Raw genomic sequence first — 19,364 nt, 5'->3', positions numbered from 1 at the left:
CAATTCTTCCTGTCGAACTTGGTTGCGGCAACGAGCAATTGGGACCGACGACCGATATCGGATGATGCGCGTCCTATATCCCTACCCAGAGCGTGGCCGGGTGACGCACGGGACGCGCCACCCGCAGCCACGTGGAGCCGGGTGCGGCGAGGTGCGCCGCGGGCGGGCGATCAGCCCTGCACGGCCAGGACCAGTGGCAACACCCCTCGGGCACCCGCGCGGCGGAGCAACCGGGACGCCACCGCGAGGGTCCAGCCGGTCTCGGTGCAGTCGTCGACGAGGAGAACCGGGCCCTCGAGACCGGTGAGCGTGGCGGCGAGAGCGGGCGGCACCGCCAGCGCGCCGTCGAGGGCCTTGAGTCGCTGCGCGCTGTTGCTGCGCGACGCCCTGGGGGCCTCGCCCGTGTACTCGACCGAACCGAGCAGCGGCAGCCGACCGACCTCGGCGATGCGCGCTCCCAGAGAGCGGACCAGTTGAGGTCGGGTGCGCGAGGCGACGGTCACCACACCGACGGGACGTGGCCGGCCGCCCGCCGCGCCCGAGGCCCAGCCGCCGGGACCCTTCGCCCAGTCGGCCAGTACCCCCACGACGGCCTTCGCGACATCCTCCGGCACCGGGCCGTCCGGAGCCTGGGCCGAGAGCATCGGTCGCAGCCGGTTGCCCCAGCCGATGTCGGACAGACGGCCCAACGCCCGGCCCGGCTCGGCCTGTTCCCCGGCCGGGATGCGCCCCTTCAGTTCGACGCCGATGGCCGGCAGCCCGGTCGGCCACATGCGGCGCGGCTCGACCTCGACGCCGGCTCGGCCGAGGTCGACCCGCGCGGCGTCCAGGGCGTCGGTGGAGGTGTCCGCTGTGAAGCGCGGGCCCACGCAGTTGTCGCAGTGGCCGCAGGGCTTGGCCCCCTCGTCGTCGAGCTGGCGCTGCAGGAACTCCATCCGGCAGTCCGTCGCCGTGGCGTAGTCGCGCATCGCCTGCTGTTCGGTTTTCCGCTGCCGCGCGACCCAGTCGTACCGCTCCGCGTCGTAGGCCCACGGCTGCCCGGTCGCGATCCAGCCGCCCTTGACCCGCTTGACCGCGCCGTCCACGTCCAGGACCTTGAGCATGGTCTCCAGGCGGGAGCGGCGCAGCTCCACCAGGGGCTCCAGAGCGGGCAGCGACAGGGGGCGCTCCGCGCCCGCGAGGATGTCGAGCGTGCGGCGCACCAGATCCTCCGACGGGAAGGCCAGTGAGGCGAAGTACTCCCAGATCGCCTCGTCCTCCTTCCCCGGCAGCAGGAGCACCTCGGCATGCTCGACACCGCGCCCGGCACGGCCCACCTGCTGGTAGTACGCGATGGGGGAGGAGGGTGACCCCAGGTGCACCACGAAGCCCAGATCGGGCTTGTCGAATCCCATGCCCAGCGCCGAAGTGGCGACCAGCGCCTTGACCCGGTTGGCGAGCAGGTCTTCCTCGGCCTGCTGCCGGTCCGCGTTCTCGGTCTTGCCGGTGTAGGAGGCGACTGTGTGGCCGCGCTGCCGCAGGAAGGCGGTGACCTCCTCGGCGGCGGCCACGGTGAGCGTGTAGATGATCCCTGAGCCCGGAAGCTGCTGGAGGTGGTCGGCGAGCCAGGCCATCCGGTGCGCGGCGTCGGACAGCCGCAGCACACTCAGGCTGAGGCTTTCCCGGTCCAGCGGGCCGCGCAGCACCAGGGCGTCCGACGTGCCGCCGGTGCCGAGCTGCTCCGCCACGTCGGCGGTCACGCGCGCGTTGGCGGTGGCCGTGGTCGCCAGGACGGGCACACCGGGAGGGAGGTCGGTGAGCATCGTCCGCAGCCGCCGGTAGTCCGGGCGGAAGTCGTGGCCCCAGTCGGAGATGCAGTGGGCCTCGTCCACCACCAGGAGCCCGGTCGCGGCGGACAGCTTGGGCAGCACCTGATCGCGGAAGTCCGGGTTGTTGAGCCGCTCGGGACTCACCAGCAGCACGTCGACCTCGCCCGCGGCGATCTCGTCCTGTACCGCCTCCCACTCCTCGGTGTTGGAGGAGTTGATGGTGCGGGCGCGGATGCCGGCCCGTGCCGCGGCCTCGACCTGGTTGCGCATCAGCGCGAGCAGCGGGGAGACGATCACCGTGGGCCCGGCGCCCCGGTCACGCAGCAGGGCGGTCGCCACGAAATAGACCGCGGACTTGCCCCATCCCGTGCGCTGGACGACCAGGGCCCGGCGCCGGTCGGCGACCAGTGCCTCGATCGCACGCCACTGGTCCTCCCGCAGTCGGGCGGCGCCGGAGGCGTCCCCGACGAGACGGGCGAGGACCGCGTCGGCCGCTGTCCGGAGATCCGGGTTGCTCGTGTGCTCCATGCGTTCCATACAACAGGACGGGACTGACAGCCGGGCGGCGGGGCGAGGGGGCGCGGGCTTCGGCGCCACACCGGATGACGTGTCCCTGATGGGAGTTATCCACAGGCCAAAGCGGAACTTCTCGATCCGCGAGATCGTCGGGCCATGACGAACCACAGCGAAACGACCGGCCCCTCCGAGAACGGTGACATCCCGAGCCCCGTCGAGCCCGGCCGGGCGGCCGACACCTCGTACGAGGGGCCCGGCGACGAGCACCAGGTCACCCTGCGCACCCCCGCCGAACTGGCCGACGCCCTGCCGTACCTGCTCGGGTACCGCCCCGAGGACAGCATCGTCCTGGCCGCCCTGCGCGACAGGGACGGGCGGGGCCGCTTCGGCGGCCGGGCCAGGCTGGGCATTCCAGCCAACGCGGACGACTGGGCCGGCGCCGCCGGACAACTGGTCCACGGCCTGGTGACCGGCAGCGAACGCCGGGGCGTGAGGCCCGAGCAGATGGTCGCCTACCTCTGCCAGGAACCGGCGCGGGGCGAGACCGGCCGAGAGGTGATGGAGCGACTGCGGCCGCTGGCCCAGAAGCTGCGCGTCGAGTGCGGCGCCCTCGACGTACCGGTCGTCGAGGCGCTGTGCATCTCGGCGGGCCACTTCTGGTCGTACTGCTGCGACGAAGAATCCTGCTGCCCGGCCGAGGGCGTCCCCATGGGACTGCCGGGCACGTCCGTGCTGGCCGCGGCGGCCACCTACGCAGGAATCCAGGTGCGCGGTTCGCTGAGCGAACTGAGGGCCAGGTTGCTGCCCCGGGAGAACGCCGAGGCGCGCGAGCAGGAGACAGCCCTGGACGCGGCCGCCGTGACGGTGGTCTCCCGGATCCTCGATGACGCCGGCCGCGCGGACGTGGCAGACGAGACGCTGCATCTGGCGCGGCGGGTCATGCGACGCCTCGATGAGGCCCCGCCCGTGTCCGGCATGCCCGCCGAGGATCTGCGCGACGACCAACTGCTCGGGCACGATGAGGCGGCGGCGCTGATCCTCGGCCTTCAGGACCGTACGACCCGTGACCGCGCGGCGGAGTGGATGGAGGGCGACGAGGCGCGGCCCGCGCTGCGTCTCTGGCGGGCCCTGGCCCGTCGCTGCGTCCGTTCCTACGGCGAACACGCGGCCGCGCCCCTCACTCTCGCGGGATGGGTCGCCTGGTCGACCGGCGACGAACTGGAGGCCCGGGAGGCTCTGGCCATGGCACTCGGCGCAGACCCGGACTACCTCTTCGCCCGGCTTTTGCACCAGGCGTGCAACGAGGGCCTCGATCCCGAGTCGGTCCGCCGCTGTCTGCGAGCGGAGCGCGGGAGCCGTGGGAGTGGGGGAGCCGGTGCCGCGGACGGTGGCGACCAGATCGACGGACCCGTCGGGCACGAGCCGGCCGAGCCCTCGCCCGCCCCGCAGGCGCCGTCCGGTCGCCGGCGGCGCACGCGCTCCCTCACCCCGGTCGACGCCGGAGTCCGTCGCCGTGCGAGGGCGCAGAGCCGCGAGCCGGGCGGGAGGATCGCGCGTCCCCGCACGCCGTCGGGCGCTGACCGCCCGGGCGTCGCACGGCCGGTCCGCACGCGGTCGCGCGCCTCGGGGGCAGAGGCCACGGGCCGGAAGGAGACCTCCGCGGAGGGGGCAGGTGCGGGAGAGCACGGGAATGAAGGGGGCGGAGAGCGAGCGTGAGAGACGGTTGCCGGGGCCGGCAGGCCGACGTGGCCACCGGGAGGGGAGGCGAGCAGGCGTCTGCCAGTGGGAGGGAGGCGAGTAGACGTCTGCCAGTGGGAGGGGACGAGTAGATGTCGCTCAGTGGGCTGCCCACGGCATGAAATCGCCTGTCGTTCGGCCGTCATGACCGGTCAGGGGTACCGGCCGACAAGGCTGGGGGAGTCGATGCCCGGCCCGCACCCTCGTTCGCCGTACGAGCCCGCCGCGAGCGTGACCCGGAAGACACCCACTCCGTTCACCTGAGTGGCGGAACGCCCGGACCGGACGGGACCGCACCGCGGCGGTCCGGTCGGACCCCGTACGGCGCCAGTCCGCCCCGAGGCGCACCGAGCAATGAGGGAGCCCTTCCATGCAACAGTCGACCCCGCCCTCCGCCGCCGCGGACACCGCTGCCGTCGGACGGCGGCACACGGTTCCGGCCCTCGCCGGATCCGTGGCGCATGCCGGAAAACGCGGCTCGGGACAGGGCCGGACCCTCGGCCCGCCGACGGTCCGTCCCCGGCCCGCGTCGTCCCTCTCGTCATCGTGGCCGGACGCCAAGCCGTTGGCCCCCCGCAGCGCGCCGCCCGCGATGCCCCACAGATCCGGGGACCTGCCGCCCGCGCACGGGACCATGATCGGCGTGGCGCTCCCCGGCCTCGTGATCTCCACGGAACAGGGACAGCTGACCGGCCTGGGGCTGGAGGGGTTCTACCGCGCGGGCCGACGCCTGCTCTCCCGGTGCCGGCTTCGCGTGGCCGGGCGTGAACCGCTGCCCGCGCAGGCCCGGATGACAGGCGCCCACCGTGCCCACTTCGTGGGAACACTGCGCACGTCGACCGCGCCGGGACCGGACCCGGACGTCATGGTCGAGCGGACCCGGGACGCCGACGGTACGGAGCGGATCACGCTGCGCAGTTGGGCTGCCCGCCCACTGCGGTTGCCCGTCGAGGTGGCCCTCGGTACGGACCTGTCCGACCTGGCTTCGATCGCCGTCGGCGGCGCGGGCCCCGACTTGTCGGCCAGCGTCCACGACTCAGGCCTGCGGTGGTCCGGCGCCGCGGGCAGCGCGTCGGTCACGGCCGTCCCGCCGCCCGCCGACGCACTGGCGTCCGCCGGACTGCTGCGGTGGGAGTTCCTCCTGCCTCCGGGTGGCAGCACGATCCTCGAGCTGCGCGTACGGCCGGACGGGGCGGGGCCGCTCAGGGCGGTGGGCCGCACGGTGGCAGGCCCAGTGGCCTCCGCGCACGCCACCGGTGACGACCCGGCAGTACCGGCCCTCCTGCGGACCGGCATCGAGGACCTCAGAGCCCTGCTGCTGCGCGATCCCGCACATCCCGCCGACATCCATCTCGCGGCCGGCGTCCCCTGGCGCTGCGGTCTGGCCCCCGCCGAGGCCCTCGCCGCCGCTCGGATGGCACTGCCTCTCGGTACCCGGATCGCCGCGGGTACGCTGCGCGCCCTCGCCCGTACCCAACGTCGTGGCCCCGGTCCGCGGTCCGGCATGATCCCCGGGCCCAGACGTGACGCCGGCCCGCACCTGCCGCCGGGCTGCACCGGCACGGAGGCGACCCTGCTCTTCCCCGTACTCCTCGCGGAGGCCCGCCGCTGGGGGCTCGACGAAAGCGAGGTCAAGGATCTGATGCCGGCGGCCGAGCGGTGTCTGACCTGGCTACGCACCACCGCCGGGGACGGTACGTACGTACCCGATCCGCACCCGGACGGCCCCGTCCGGTGCGAGACCCAGGCTCACGCCCACCGTGCCGCTCTGCTGGGCGCCGAGTTGCTCGACGCCTTCGGCAGACCGGGCGGTGAGGGTCTGCGGCAGTGGGCCCGGCGGCTGCGGACGGCGTTCCGGCGGGACTTCTGGATCGACGACCCGGCAGGCGGACGGCCCGCGGCGGCCCGGGTCCCGGACGGAAGCCTCGTGCCGCACCTGAGCGCGGCCGCGGCTCACCTCCTCGACACCGGGCTGCTCGGTGGGGGTACTCCGGCCCCGGGCTTGCTCGACTCGGCACAGACCGGCCGGCTCGCCCGGCTGCTGGGCAATCCGGCCATGGACTCGGGCTGGGGTCTGCGCGGACTGGCCGAGAAGGAAGCGGGATACAACCCCTTCGGGCATCGCGCCGGGGCGGTACGCGTCCATGAGACGGCGATCGCGGTGGCGGGTCTGGCCGCTGCGGGTCACGAGAAGGAGGCGGGCTCGCTGCTGCGCGGCGTAGTGGCCGCGGCAGGCACCTTCGGCCACCGTCTGCCGGAGATGTACGCGGGTGAGCGGCGCACCGACGCGATCGCTCCCCTCCCGCACCCGGCGGCCTGCCGCCCCGCCGCCACCGCGGCGGCCGCCGGAGTGCTGCTGCTGACCACGCTCGCGGGCATCCGCCCCGACGCCCCGGCCAGAACCGTCACCCTGCGTCCCGTACGCGCCGCGCCTCTGGGGGAACTCGGGCTGACGGGGCTGCGGGTCGCCGGAGCGCCGTTCTCGGTGCGGGTCAGCCGACTCGGCCTGGCCATGGTCGAAGAGGCCGCCGACGGGCTGCAACTAGGAGCCTGACCCGGCATGACACGGCCCCGCACGGCGTCCGGGGAAGGGCGGGGAGACGCGTGTCCCATCCGGTTGGATCAACCGGCGAAGCGGTCGGCGAAGGGAGTGCTTATCGTCAGGGAGACGACTATGATCACCGCATGCCCTACGACCCGTCAGCTTTTCCGCCCTTCGCCGTCACTGTGGACCTGGTCGTGCTGACCGTGCGCCGCCATTCCCTGTGCGCGCTGGCGGTGCGCAGGGGTGAGCCGCCGTTCCAAGGCCGCTGGGCCCTGCCCGGCGGTTTCGTACGGGCCGACGAGGACCTGGCTCAGGCGGCGGCGCGGGAACTGGCCGAGGAAACGGGGCTGTGCGTCCACGACCCCGTCGCACCCACCCAGGACAACGGTGCCCACCTCGAGCAGCTCGCGACGTACGGCGACCCCGAGCGCGATCCACGGATGCGCGTGGTCAGCGTCGCCCACCTCGCGCTCGCTCCCGACCTGCCCGCACCACGGGCGGGCGGTGACGCCAGCAACGCGCGCTGGGCGCCGGTGGAGGAGTTGCTGGAGCAGGGCGGTTACGGCCACGAAGGCGAGCCGGTGGCGCCGCTCGCCTTCGACCACGCCCAGATCCTGGCGGACGGGGTGGAGAGGGCCCGCTCCAAGATCGAGTACTCGTCGTTGGCCACCGCGTTCTGTCCGCCCGAGTTCACCGTCGGTGAGCTTCGGCGCGTTTACGAGGCGGTGTGGAGCGTGGCGCTCGACCCGCGCAATTTTCACCGCAAGGTGACCGGCACGCCGGGCTTCCTCGTCCCCACCGGGGGCACGACCACCCGCCAGGGCGGCCGTCCCGCTCAGCTCTTCCGGGCCGGCGGCGCGACACTCCTCAACCCTCCGATGCTGCGTCCCGAGGTGTAACGGCGAGCGCGGGCGGGATCCCGGGGAGAACGCCGAACAAGAGATCGACGGCGACCGTCCCCGCGCGCCCGTTAGGTCTTGCCATGCCCGAAAAAAAGGATATGGCACGCTATCTTGCTACGGGTGATCCAGGCCTTCGGACTGACCAGCGACCCCCGCAAGGAGCTTCCGCCCGCCGTCGACGACGTCTCGTTCGACGCGCGTGCGGGCCACGTCACCGCACTGCTCGGAGCATCGGGCGCCGGCAAGACGACGGCGCTCAGACTCATGCTGGAACTCCAGCCCGGCCGCGGCCTCACCTACTTCAGAGGCCGTCCCCTGCATCGCATCGCCCATCCCTCACGCGAGGTCGGCGTCCTGCTGGGGGATGTGCCGGGGCACCCGGCCCGCACGGTTCGCGGCCATCTGCGCATGCTGTGCGCCGCGGCCGGGGTTCCCGTCGGGCGGGCCGACGAAGTCCTGGAGTCGGCCGAGCTCGTGAGCCTGCGCGACGAACGACTCGGCACGCTTTCCCGTGGCATGGACCGGCGCCTCGGACTGGCCTGCGCTCTGCTCGCCGACCCGCACACCCTGGTGCTCGACGACCCCGCCCGCGCGCTGGCCGCCGGCGAGGCCCGCCGCCTCCACGGCACGTTGCGTGCCCACGCCGCCCAGGGCGGCACCGTCCTGTTCAGCACGGCGGATCCCAAGGAGGCCGCGCGTACCGCCGATCACGTAGTCACACTCGAACGGGGCAGAGTCGTCGCCGATCAGGGGGTGGTGGACTTCTCCCGCACCCGTCTGCGCCCCCGTGTCGCCGTTCGCAGCCCCCACGCCGCCCGCCTTGCCGCCCTGCTGGCCAAAGAGGCACGCGCGGCCCGCCGTTCCGTCGAGGTCGTACGCGAAGGCGGCAACCGCCTCGCGGTATACGGCAGTACGTGTGCCGACATCGGTGAAGCCGCGTTCCGTCACGGGATTCTCGTGCATCAACTGGCCGACGAGATCGGTGACATGGGCCCCGGGGCGGGCGCGGTGCCCGCGGCCCGGCAGTGGGGGGCCGAAGACGGTCGTGCGCCGGACGCGGGGAACCGGACCGGCCTTCACCCGTCACCCGCCGACCCGCCGCACCGGGCCGCGACCGCCAGTCGGCGCCCGGGGGCCGACGCCTTCCGGCCGCCTGCCAACGACCTTCGGCCCATCGGCAGTGCCGGGCAGGCCTCCGCCGCCATGGACACCGGCGCCGACGCCGCATCCAGCGTGCTCGGAGAGGCTTCCGCCACCGACGAAGCGTCCATGCTCGGCCATGCCCCTGCTACGGGTGCCGAGTCCATGCTCGGCGAAGCCCCCGCACCCGGCGATGCGCCCGCACCCGATCACGTTCACGCACTCCGCGACGCACAGGCACCTGCCGACGCACAGGTGCCCGGCGACGCTTCCGCACCGCCCGGCGAGGCCGCCGCGCCCCGCGACGCGCAGGCGCCCCGCGACGCGCAGGCACCCCGCGACGCGCAGGCCTCCGGTGTCCCTCCCGTGCCCAGCAACAACACCGCCACGCCCGCCAACCCCACCGGGCTCAGGTCCCCGCATCCCCCACGCGCCCTCGCCACCCCCCGGCGCGCACCGCGCCCGTACGCCTCCCTCATCCCCACCGCAGTGGACTCCAGGAAGGCGGCCTCCTCGCTCCCGCCCCCCGTCTCCGTGCGCTCCGCCCCCAGCCCTCTCCGTCCACTCCGCTACGAACTCCGCCGTGCGCTCGGCATCAGCACCGGGTTCGTCACCGGCGCCGTCGTGCTCGTCGTGTCCGCCGTCACCGCCGTGGTCCTGGCACGCGTCGGACACACTCCGCAGCCGCGTCTCCTGGCGGCGTGGCCGCGAGAGCTGCCGCTGCCGCCCGCGGCGCTCGGTGCCGGGCTGCTCGGTGCGCTCGCCTTCGGCGACGAGTTCCGTCACCCCGCCCTGGCGGCGGACCGCGGCACCGTGCCCCGTCGGATGGGGCTGCTCACCGCCAAACTCGTCGTCTCCGCGGCCACCGCGCTGGTGCTGGCCGTCCTGACGGTGGGCTGCGACGCCGAGGTGCTCCACCTTTTCCACGGACAGGAGCTCGCGAGGGTTCCCGCCGACTGGCCCGCACTCGCCGCCGGTTGGCTCGGACTCGTCGTCGGATGCGCCTGGTCCGGCGTGCTCGCCGCAGGTGTCTTCCGGTCCACCACGGCCGGGCTCGCCGCGGTGGTCGCCGTTCCCGTCCTCGTCGTACCGCTCGTACAAAGGGTCTGGGAGGGCCCTTCCGTGCGGACCGCCGCGGGCCTTCCGATGCGAGTGCGGGAGGTCCTCCTGACGCAGTGGCCCTTCGGCGGTGAGCGGTATCTGGCCGAGATGCTGCGCATGATCGGTCAACCCGTCGGCAGCGCACTGACGTTGTCGCTGACCGCTCTGCTCTGCGCATACCTGCTCATGACCCTGCGCAGCAGGGTCCGATGACGCCCGCCTCACCCTTCCGGTCCGACCGTGTGCGCAACTCCCCGGGGAAAGCCCATTTCTTTCCGATAAGGCGTCAATTGCGACGGGGTGAGCGATCACCCTTTCGTGTGCTTTTCACCAAAGACCTCAAGGGAGTTGAGGGCGGCGCCGACAAATGATGCGTGACTACCCTTGCGCACACCATGATGACCGCCGCCCGCTCCGCCGACTCCGGCCTCGCGAACCCGGGCGAACTCGACCGCTACCCCTACGCCGAGGCGCCCGCCGTCGACCGCGTCGGGGTGCCCGCCTGGGAAGGGATGGAGCCCGAGCTGGGGCGTGTGGGCCGGCGCACCGCGGGCAGCCGTGGCCGCGGACTGCACGGGCAACTCGTCCAGCAGCTCGGCCAGATGATCGTTTCGGGCGACCTGGGCGCAGACCGTCCGCTGGTGCCCGAGGAGATCGGCCAGCGTTTCGAGGTGTCCCGCACCGTCGTCCGCGAGTCCCTCCGCGTCCTGGAGGCCAAGGGGCTGGTCAGTGCCCGCCCGAACGTCGGCACGCGTGTGCGTCCCGTCAGTGACTGGAACCTTCTCGACCCGGACATCATCGAATGGCGTGCCTTCGGGCCGCAGCGCGACGACCAGCGCCGCGAGCTCAGCGAACTGCGCTGGACGATCGAGCCCCTCGCCGCGCGCCTGGCCGCCGGGCACGGGCGCGAGGACATCCAGCAGCGTCTGTCCGACATGGTCGGGATCATGGGGCACGCCATGGGGCAGGGTGACGCGCTCACCTTCTCGCGTGCCGACGCCGAGTTCCACTCGCTGCTCATCCAGATCGCGGGCAACCGCATGCTGGATCACCTGTCCGGGATCGTCTCCGCCGCCCTCCACGTCTCCGGCGGTCCGGTCACGGGCTGTGACCGGCCGAACGACGTCTCGCTGGCGCAGCACGGCAGGATCGTCGACGCCCTCGCCGCGGGGGACGGCGCGGCAGCCGAGGCGGCCATGCGCCAACTTCTGACCGTCCACCCCGAGGTGGAGCGCGTGGTGCCCGCCCCGCGCGAGCACTGACCGCGTTCCGCCGCAACGGCGCGGGCCGGGCACGCCAGACCCCTCCTATGGCAGTGGCCGGCCGGTTCGCCGCCACCGCGGACCCCGCGGAATCCCTCGTGATTCCGCGGGGTCCGACGGTGTGATGAGAGGCTGAGCCCCTGGCATGGCCAGGTTGGCACTCGTTGATGACCTTTTTTATCCGCGTATGGCCGATTTTGTACGCTTACGGGGTGTGACTCGGGCCACGCGGATTGGGCGTAACGCTCGTGGGAACAACGCGATGACCTAAGAGGTGACAGCCGCGGAGGGAATACGGACGCCGTTCATGGCGCTGTGCATCTCCCCGGCGCGCCCGCGCCGTCGGCCCACTCCCAGGCCGGCGGTCGGCTCCTGTCCGTCATGGACGGTGCCGGAAGCCGTTTTCCAACGTTCCGAGAGGTTGTTCGTGTCGGCCAGCACATCCCGTACGCTCCCGCCGGAGATCGCCGAGTCCGTCTCTGTCATGGCGCTCATTGAGCGGGGAAAGGCTGAGGGGCAGATCGCCGGCGACGACGTGCGTCGGGCCTTCGAAGCTGACCAGATTCCGGCCACTCAGTGGAAGAACGTACTGCGCAGCCTCAACCAGATCCTCGAGGAAGAGGGTGTGACGCTGATGGTCAGTGCCGCGGAGCCCAAGCGCACCCGTAAGAGCGTCGCAGCGAAGAGTCCCGCCAAGCGGACCGCCACCAAGGCGGTCGCTGCGAAGACGGTGACCAGCAGGAAGGCCACCGCCCCCGCCGCCCCGGCGGCGCCTGCCACCGACCCCGCCGTCGAGGAAGAGGCGCCCGCCAAGAAGGCGGTGGCCAAGAAGACCGCCGCCAAGAAGGCGGCTGTCAAGAAGACGACCGCCAAGAAGACGGCGGCCAAGAAGACCACCGCCAAGAAGGAAGACGGTGAGCTTCTCGAGGACGAGGCGATCGAGGAGCCGAAGGCCGCGACCGAGGAGCCCGAGGGCACCGAGAACGCGGGCTTCGTACTGTCCGACGACGACGAGGACGACGCTCCGGCCCAGCAGGTCGCCGCGGCCGGCGCCACCGCAGACCCGGTCAAGGACTACCTCAAGCAGATCGGCAAGGTCCCCCTCCTCAACGCCGAGCAGGAGGTCGAGCTCGCCAAGCGCATCGAGGCGGGTCTGTTCGCCGAGGACAAGCTGGCGAACTCCGACAAGCTCGCGCCCAAGCTCAAGCGTGAGCTGGAGATCATCGCCGAGGACGGCCGCCGCGCCAAGAATCACCTCCTGGAGGCCAACCTCCGCCTGGTGGTCTCCCTGGCCAAGCGCTACACCGGCCGCGGCATGCTCTTCCTGGACCTCATCCAGGAGGGCAACCTCGGTCTGATCCGCGCGGTGGAGAAGTTCGACTACACCAAGGGCTACAAGTTCTCCACGTACGCCACCTGGTGGATCCGTCAGGCGATCACCCGCGCGATGGCCGACCAGGCCCGCACCATCCGTATCCCGGTGCACATGGTCGAGGTCATCAACAAGCTCGCGCGCGTGCAGCGCCAGATGCTCCAGGACCTGGGCCGCGAGCCCACCCCGGAGGAGCTGGCCAAGGAGCTCGACATGACCCCGGAGAAGGTCATCGAGGTCCAGAAGTACGGTCGCGAGCCCATCTCCCTGCACACCCCGCTGGGCGAGGACGGCGACAGCGAGTTCGGTGACCTCATCGAGGACTCCGAAGCGGTCGTCCCGGCCGACGCGGTCAGCTTCACGCTCCTGCAGGAGCAGCTTCACTCCGTCCTCGACACCCTGTCCGAGCGCGAGGCGGGCGTCGTCTCCATGCGTTTCGGTCTCACCGACGGTCAGCCGAAGACCCTCGACGAGATCGGCAAGGTGTACGGCGTCACGCGTGAGCGCATTCGCCAGATCGAGTCGAAGACCATGTCGAAGCTGCGTCACCCGTCGCGCTCCCAGGTACTGCGCGACTACCTCGACTAGGTCCCGGTCGTACGAGCGGGAAGGCCCGGTTCCACCAGGTGGGGAACCGGGCCTTCGTGTTGACCAGCGGGTGCGCGGGACGGCGGGCTGGATCACTCTGGGTGTTCCATTACCACCTCGGAGTGAGGAGCCCGCATGCGTCGCCTCTTTGTCCGGGCACTGGCCCGGTCGCTGGTCCTGGCGGCCGCGACGACCGCGATACCGCTGGTGTCCGCCGCCCCCGCATCCGCCGACAGCATCGTCGTCGGGGGCTTTCCGGTCGAAGTGTCCGACAGTCCGTGGACCGTCGCCCTGTCCAGTCGTGCCCGGTTCGGAGGTACGCGGGCGGGACAGTTCTGCGGGGGAGTGGCCGTCGGCCGCACCACCGTGCTCACGGCGGCACACTGCCTGGGTGAGGAGGTTCTCGGGTCGCCGCCCGAGCAAGTGCGCGATCTGAGGGTCATCGCCGGCCGCACCGACCTGCTCTCGGACGAGGGCCAGGAGATCGCCGTCCGCGACGTCTGGGTGAACCCGGCGCACGACGACGTCAGCAACGCCGGTGACTTCGCGGTGCTCACCCTCTCCGAAGCTCTTCCCTCCGGCTCGGTCATAGGGATGGCGGCGGAGGGGGACTCCGCGTACGGGCCCGATACGGGAGCGCTCGTCTTCGGGTGGGGTGACACCTCGGGCGCCGGGGACTACGCGAACGGCCTGCGGGCGGCACGCGTGCGCGTGCTCCCCGACGCGCTCTGTGAACGGGCGTATCCGGGAAGCGACGATGGACGGTATGTCGCCGACACCATGCTGTGTGCCGGCGAGGATGTCGGGGGCCGCGACGCCTGCCAGGGGGACAGCGGGGGGCCGCTGGTCGCCCAGGGGAGGCTCATCGGGCTCGTGTCGTGGGGGAGTGGCTGTGGGCGCCCCGGCAGTCCCGGGGTGTACACGCGCGTCTCCGCCGTTCTGCGGACGCTGGGATGGGACAACGCTGCCACGCGGCAGCACGAGGGCGTCTGACCGCCCCTGAGAGCTCCCCGGGCACGAGCACGGGCGTCCGTCTCCGGCTTGTGGAGGCGGACGCCCGTTCACCGGCCTGTGCCGGTCTGGCTCGTCGTCGGGCGCGTAGTATCAGCGCTCTTCCTCGGGGGAAGACTCCGGAACGGCCGTCAGCCGCTCCGTCTCGTCCTGTATCTCAGCGGCGATCTTCTTGAGTTCCGGCTCGAACTTGCGCCCATGGTGGGCGCAGAAGAGCAGTTCTCCGCCGCTCAGCAGGACGACGCGCAGGTAGGCCTGGGCGCCGCAGCGGTCGCAGCGATCGGCGGCCGTCAGCGGGCTTGCGGAAGTCAGAACAGTAGTCACGTCGCCTCTTCTCTAGCTCGACGAGCTGTCGTACCAGGGTCAACATCCAACCAGCCCCAAAACGTTCCCGCTCGTGGCTTTTCCTCGAAAAAACTTTTCGAGGGGCAGGCTGTTGCCGGTTGGCGGCGAATGTGCCGTATTGCGTGTCTGTGTGTCGTACGGGTTCGCGCAGTCGGTCAGTGCCAGTCCCGCCGGCTGGGTTGCCGGTTTGTTCATGAGGACGTGCCCGGAGCCTAAATGGTTCATGCCTCGAAGGGAACGTGATGTGTACTTCACCCCATCGAGGGATCGAACAGGTATGCGACGCTGCACTAGGGTGTGTCCGCGACGAGGGTGGCGTTACAACGGCTCTACCAGGCCTCGGTACCCTCTGACCGGTGAACCGAGCCGCGCCCTTACCCAGCGGGGCCCCATCTGAAATTCAGCGAGGAGCGAACCGCGTGACCGCCGAAACGTCCGTGCCGTCCACTGCGCTGCTGGCAGGAGCAGACCGGGACGGATCCAACTACACCGCGCGGCACCTGCTCGTCCTCGAGGGGCTCGAGGCCGTACGCAAGCGTCCGGGCATGTACATCGGATCGACCGACAGCCGTGGCCTGATGCACTGCCTGTGGGAGATCATCGACAACTCCGTCGACGAAGCCCTCGGCGGTTACTGCGACCACATCGAGGTGATCCTCCACGACGACGCGTCGGTGGAGGTCCGGGACAACGGCCGGGGCATCCCGGTCGACATCGAGCCCAAGACCGGCCTGTCCGGTGTCGAGGTCGTCATGACCAAGCTGCACGCCGGCGGCAAGTTCGGAGGCGGCGCGTACGCCGCCTCCGGCGGTCTGCACGGCGTGGGCGCCTCCGTGGTGAACGCCCTGTCCGCACGGCTGGACATCGAGGTGGACCTCAACGGGAACACCAATGCCATCAGCTTCCGGCGCGGCGTTCCGGGCGCGTTCACAGGGGCGGGCCCGGACGCGAAGTTCGAGGCCGGAAGCGGGATGCGCAAGGGCAAGAAGGTCCCCAAGAGCCGCACCGGCACGCGCGTGCGGTACTGGGCCGACCGCCAGATCTTCCTCAAGGACGCCAAGCTCTCCCTGGAGAACCTGCACCAGCGGGCCCGCCAGACCGCTTTCCTGGTGCCCGGACTGACCATCGTCGTCCGTGACGAGTTCGGCCTCGGTGACGGCGGCAGCAAGGGTGAGGAGTCCTTCCGCTTCGACGGCGGCATCAGCGAGTTCTGCGAGTTCCTGGCCAGTGACAGGCCCGTCTGCGACGTCCTGCGCTTCAGCGGGCAGGGCAGTTTCAAGGAGACGGTCCCCGTCCTGGACGAGCACGGTCAGATGACTCCCACCGAGGTCACCCGCGACCTCGGCGTCGATGTCGCGATGCGCTGGGGCACCGGTTACGACACCACCCTCAAGTCGTTCGTCAACATCATCGCCACACCGAAGGGCGGCACCCACGTCGCCGGCTTCGAGCAGGCGGTGGCGAGGACGATGAACGAGGTGCTGCGGACCAAGAAGATGCTGCGCGTCGCCGAGGACGACATCGTCAAGGACGACGCGCTGGAGGGGCTCACGGCGGTCGTGACCGTGCGCCTGGCCGAGCCGCAGTTCGAGGGCCAGACCAAGGAGGTCCTCGGTACCTCGGCGGCCCGCCGGATCGTGAACAACGTCATCAGCAAGGAACTCAAGGCGTTCCTGACCTCCTCCAAGCGCGACGCGGCCCAGCAGGCCCGGGTGATCATGGAGAAGGCCGTCGCCGCGGCCCGTACCCGTATCGCCGCCCGTCAGCACAAGGACGCCCAGCGTCGCAAGACGGCCCTGGAATCCTCCTCACTGCCCGCGAAGCTCGCCGACTGCCGCAGTGACGACGTCGACCGCAGCGAGCTGTTCATCGTCGAGGGCGACTCCGCGCTGGGCACCGCGAAACTCGCCCGGAACTCCGAGTTCCAGGCATTGCTGCCGATCCGCGGCAAGATCCTCAACGTCCAGAAGTCCTCCGTGACCGACATGCTGAAGAACGCCGAGTGCGGCGCGATCATCCAGGTCATAGGAGCCGGGTCGGGCCGTACCTTCGACATCGACGCCGCCCGCTACGGCAAGATCATCATGATGACCGACGCCGACGTGGACGGCTCCCACATCCGCACGCTGCTCCTGACCCTGTTCCACCGCTACATGCGGCCCATGGTGGAGGCGGGACGGGTCTTCGCCGCGGTGCCGCCGCTGCACCGTATCGAGCTCGTCCAGCCCAAGAAGGGGCAGGACAAGTACGTCTACACGTACTCGGACCGGGAGCTGCGCGACAAGCTCATGGAGTTCCAGAGCAAGAACATCCGCTACAAGGACTCCATCCAGCGCTACAAGGGCCTGGGCGAGATGGACGCCGACCAGCTCGCGGAGACGACCATGGACCCGCGACGCCGCACCCTGCGCCGGATCAACCTCACCGATCTGGACTCCGCCGAGCAGGTCTTCGACCTGCTGATGGGCAACGACGTGGCCCCCCGCAAGGAGTTCATCTCCAGTTCGGCGGCGACGCTGGACCGGTCGCGCATCGACGCGTGACCACGCGTAGGCGACCGTGCGTAGATGACCATGCGTAATCGCACGTAGCCTTCGAGCCGGGCCCGGGGTCGACGACAGACCGGGCCCGGTCGGTGCGCGTGGCCTCGCGCATGCCCAAGGCCGTCCAGCGGCCGCGCACAGGTTCTCGGCCCCCGGCGGGAGATCCGCGCTGAGCAGGGCGCCACCCATGACCCACCCTGACTCCGATCCGGCGACCTCGCCGTTCCCGTGCCGCCGAAGGCGCCGTCGGACCCCGCGGTGCGGAGCACGGTCACCTGATGGGGTGAAGTGCGAGGCGAAGAAGAGTCAGGGATCTTTCCGTTCTGTCCATCCTTGGGCATGCAGTCAAGCAACGATCGCCGCCACGGTGCCGGGGGTGGTCCAGAAGGCGCGGTCGACCACCGGGAGGCCCCGGACGATGCCTGCGCCGAGGCCTCTCCGAGTCCGGGGTACGACGACCCGTGGTACGACGCCCTCGCCTCCGGTTGGGGCGAGTCGACCGGAACGGGGGTACCCGAGCCCGCGCCGTCCTCGACGCGCCGGGAACCGGCGGCGGAGCCGCCCCGGTCCGCGGCCGACGTGTACCTGGAGGTCCAGCGCAGCCCGGCCTTCCAGGAGGTCCGCAGCCGGTACCGGAGGTTCGTGACGCCGGCGGTCGCCGCCTTCTTCGTGTGGTACGTCGCCTACGTCGTGGCCGCTACGACGGCGCCCGCACTGATGGCCCGGCCGGTGGCCGGAGCGGTGAACGTGGCGATGGTCGCCGGGCTCGGGCAATTCCTCACCACGTTCCTGCTCACCTGGGCGTACGCCCGGCACGCCCGCCTGCGCAGGGACCGGGCCGCGCTCGAGCTGCGCTGGGACACCCAGGAACTGACACGCGGCGCGCGGGGCGGTGTGTCGTGACGGGTGACCACCAGACGCTGGCGCTGCTGCTGTTCAGCACGTTCGTCGCCGTCACGCTGGCGATCACGACGTGGGTGAGCCGTAAGAGGCAGGGCTCGGCGGAGGAGTTCTACGCGGGCGGCCGCCTGTTCTCCCCGCTGGAGAATGGTTTTGCCATCGCCGGCGACTACATGTCGGCCGCGTCCTTCCTGGGGATCTCGGGGCTCATCGCGCTCTACGGCTACGACGGCATGCTGTACTCGGTGGGCTTCCTGGTGGCCTGGCTCGTCGTGCTGCTTCTCGTCGCCGAACTGGTGCGCAACTGCGGCAGGTTCACCCTCGCCGACGTCGTGGCGGCACGGATGCGGGAGCGGCCGGTACGGATCGCGGCGGGGACATCCTCGGTCACCGTGTCCGTCATGTACCTGGTGGCGCAGATGGTCGGCGCGGGCAGCCTCGTCGCCCTGCTGCTCGGCGGCACGACCGAGGCGGCGCGGACCTGGACGGTCATCGGCGTCGGCGCCCTCATGGTGATCTACGTCTCGCTGGGTGGGATGCGGGCCACCACCTGGATCCAGATCGTGAAGGCGGTACTGCTGCTCGGCGGTACCGTGGCGCTGACCACGCTCGTCCTGGTGCGCTTCCACGGCGACTTCGACCGACTGCTGCGCTCGGCGGCCGAGCGCAGCGGTCACGGCGACGCGTTCCTGGTGCCCGGGCTGGCGTACGGCGGGGACTGGACCTCGCGGTTCGACTTCATCAGTCTGGGACTCGCCCTGATGCTCGGCACGGCCGGGCTGCCGCACATCCTGTCCCGCTTCTACACCGTGCCCACCGCCCGGGCGGCGAGGCGGTCCGTCGTCTGGTCGATCGGTCTCATCGGCGGCTTCTACCTGATGACGATCGTGCTCGGGCTCGGTGCCGCCGCCCTGGTCGGGCCGGAGGCGGTAAGAGCGTCGAACGCCGCCGGGAACACGGCGGTCCCGCTGCTCGCCCTCGACCTGGGCGGCGGCTCGGGGTCCACGGGGGGAACGGTCCTGTTCGCGGTCGTCGCCGCCGTCGCCTTCGCCACCATCCTCGCGGTGGTCGCCGGCATCACCCTGGCCTCCTCCGCGTCCGTCGCCCACGATCTGTACGCGTCCTTGCGGCGGCGTGCGGCCAAGCCGCGCAGTGAGGTCGCCGTCGCGCGCGTCGCCGCCGTCGGCATCGGCGCCGTCGCGATCGCTCTCGGCCTGCTCGCCCGCGATCTCAACGTCGCCTTCCTGGTGGGCCTCGCCTTCGCAGTCGCCGCGTCCGCGAATCTGCCGGTGCTGCTCTATTCACTGTTCTGGCGCGGCTTCACCACGCGCGGCGCCGTCTGGTCCGTCTACGGCGGCCTCGTACCGGCCGTGGTGCTCGTGCTGCTGTCCCCGGTGGTGTCCGGCAGCCCGCAGTCGCTGATTCCGGGTGCCGACTTCCAGTACTTCCCCCTGCAGAACCCCGGCCTGGTCTCGATCCCACTGGGCTTCCTCGCGGGCTGGCTCGGCACGCTCACCTCACGAGAGGTCCCGGACGAGGCCAAACACGCCGAGACCGAGGTGCGGTCGCTGACCGGGGCGGGCGCCGTGTAGGA

12 protein-coding genes are annotated in these 19,364 nt (G+C 71.3%); 10 read left to right on the top strand and 2 right to left on the bottom strand.

Annotated features, from left to right (window positions below):
* Positions 1-170: 170 nt before the first annotated feature.
* Complete coding sequence (locus B1H29_RS09675; RefSeq protein ID WP_055419853.1) at positions 171-2,336, bottom strand: RecQ family ATP-dependent DNA helicase; 2,166 nt, start codon at positions 2,334-2,336, stop codon at positions 171-173.
* 144 nt (positions 2,337-2,480) lie between these two features.
* Here B1H29_RS09675 and B1H29_RS09670 point away from each other — a divergent pair, with 144 nt between their 5' ends.
* The 7 genes from B1H29_RS09670 (at position 2,481) to B1H29_RS09640 (ending at position 13,964) form a co-directional block, all read left to right on the top strand.
* Positions 2,481-4,040 carry a DUF4192 domain-containing protein gene (locus tag B1H29_RS09670; protein WP_055419852.1) on the top strand — a complete coding sequence of 520 codons (1,560 nt, stop codon included), beginning with the start codon at positions 2,481-2,483 and terminating at the stop codon, positions 4,038-4,040.
* A gap of 655 nt (positions 4,041-4,695) precedes the next feature.
* Complete coding sequence (locus tag B1H29_RS09665; protein WP_432280068.1) at positions 4,696-6,615, top strand: glycogen debranching N-terminal domain-containing protein; 1,920 nt, start codon at positions 4,696-4,698, stop codon at positions 6,613-6,615.
* Positions 6,616-6,746: 131 nt separating this feature from the next.
* A complete protein-coding gene (locus tag B1H29_RS09660) occupies positions 6,747-7,505 on the top strand; it encodes an NUDIX hydrolase (RefSeq protein WP_055419851.1) in 759 nt (252 codons plus the stop codon).
* Between the two features lie 123 nt (positions 7,506-7,628).
* A complete protein-coding gene (locus B1H29_RS09655; RefSeq protein WP_055419850.1) occupies positions 7,629-9,962 on the top strand; it encodes an ATP-binding cassette domain-containing protein in 2,334 nt (777 codons plus the stop codon).
* A gap of 161 nt (positions 9,963-10,123) precedes the next feature.
* Positions 10,124-11,011 carry a sporulation transcriptional regulator WhiH gene (gene whiH / locus B1H29_RS09650; protein ID WP_055419849.1) on the top strand — a complete coding sequence of 296 codons (888 nt, stop codon included), beginning with the start codon at positions 10,124-10,126 and terminating at the stop codon, positions 11,009-11,011.
* Between the two features lie 427 nt (positions 11,012-11,438).
* Positions 11,439-12,971, top strand: a complete 1,533-nt coding sequence (locus tag B1H29_RS09645) for an RNA polymerase sigma factor (protein ID WP_055419994.1) — start codon at positions 11,439-11,441, stop codon at positions 12,969-12,971.
* A 135-nt stretch (positions 12,972-13,106) separates the two neighbouring features.
* Positions 13,107-13,964: a S1 family peptidase gene (locus B1H29_RS09640; protein WP_055419848.1), complete on the top strand. Its 858-nt coding sequence runs from the start codon at positions 13,107-13,109 to the stop codon at positions 13,962-13,964.
* A gap of 111 nt (positions 13,965-14,075) precedes the next feature.
* On the opposite strand, the gene B1H29_RS09635 is transcribed toward B1H29_RS09640, so the two are convergent.
* Entirely contained in the window at positions 14,076-14,306 is a 231-nt protein-coding gene (locus B1H29_RS09635; protein ID WP_055419847.1) for a DUF7455 domain-containing protein, read from the bottom strand.
* Between the two features lie 440 nt (positions 14,307-14,746).
* On the opposite strand from B1H29_RS09635, the gene B1H29_RS09630 reads away from it, so the two are divergent.
* The 3 genes from B1H29_RS09630 (at position 14,747) to B1H29_RS09620 (ending at position 19,362) form a co-directional block, all read left to right on the top strand.
* Positions 14,747-16,870, top strand: coding sequence for a DNA gyrase/topoisomerase IV subunit B (locus B1H29_RS09630; RefSeq protein ID WP_055419846.1), 2,124 nt, complete (start codon positions 14,747-14,749; stop codon positions 16,868-16,870).
* Positions 16,871-17,209: 339 nt separating this feature from the next.
* Positions 17,210-17,773, top strand: coding sequence for a DUF485 domain-containing protein (locus tag B1H29_RS09625; RefSeq protein ID WP_055419845.1), 564 nt, complete (start codon positions 17,210-17,212; stop codon positions 17,771-17,773).
* Positions 17,770-19,362 (top strand): solute symporter family protein, encoded by a 1,593-nt coding sequence (locus tag B1H29_RS09620; RefSeq protein WP_055419844.1) that lies wholly within the window; start codon positions 17,770-17,772, stop codon positions 19,360-19,362. The genes B1H29_RS09625 and B1H29_RS09620 overlap by 4 nt, the downstream gene beginning before the upstream one ends.
* The last annotated feature ends 2 nt before the right edge of the window (positions 19,363-19,364 follow it).

The sequence above is a fragment of the Streptomyces pactum genome, from assembly GCF_002005225.1.
Taxonomy (GTDB): Bacteria; Actinomycetota; Actinomycetes; order Streptomycetales; family Streptomycetaceae; genus Streptomyces; species Streptomyces pactum_A.
The sequence above is the reverse complement of the archived record's forward strand: the minus strand, read 5'-3'. Positions and strand labels throughout refer to the sequence as shown.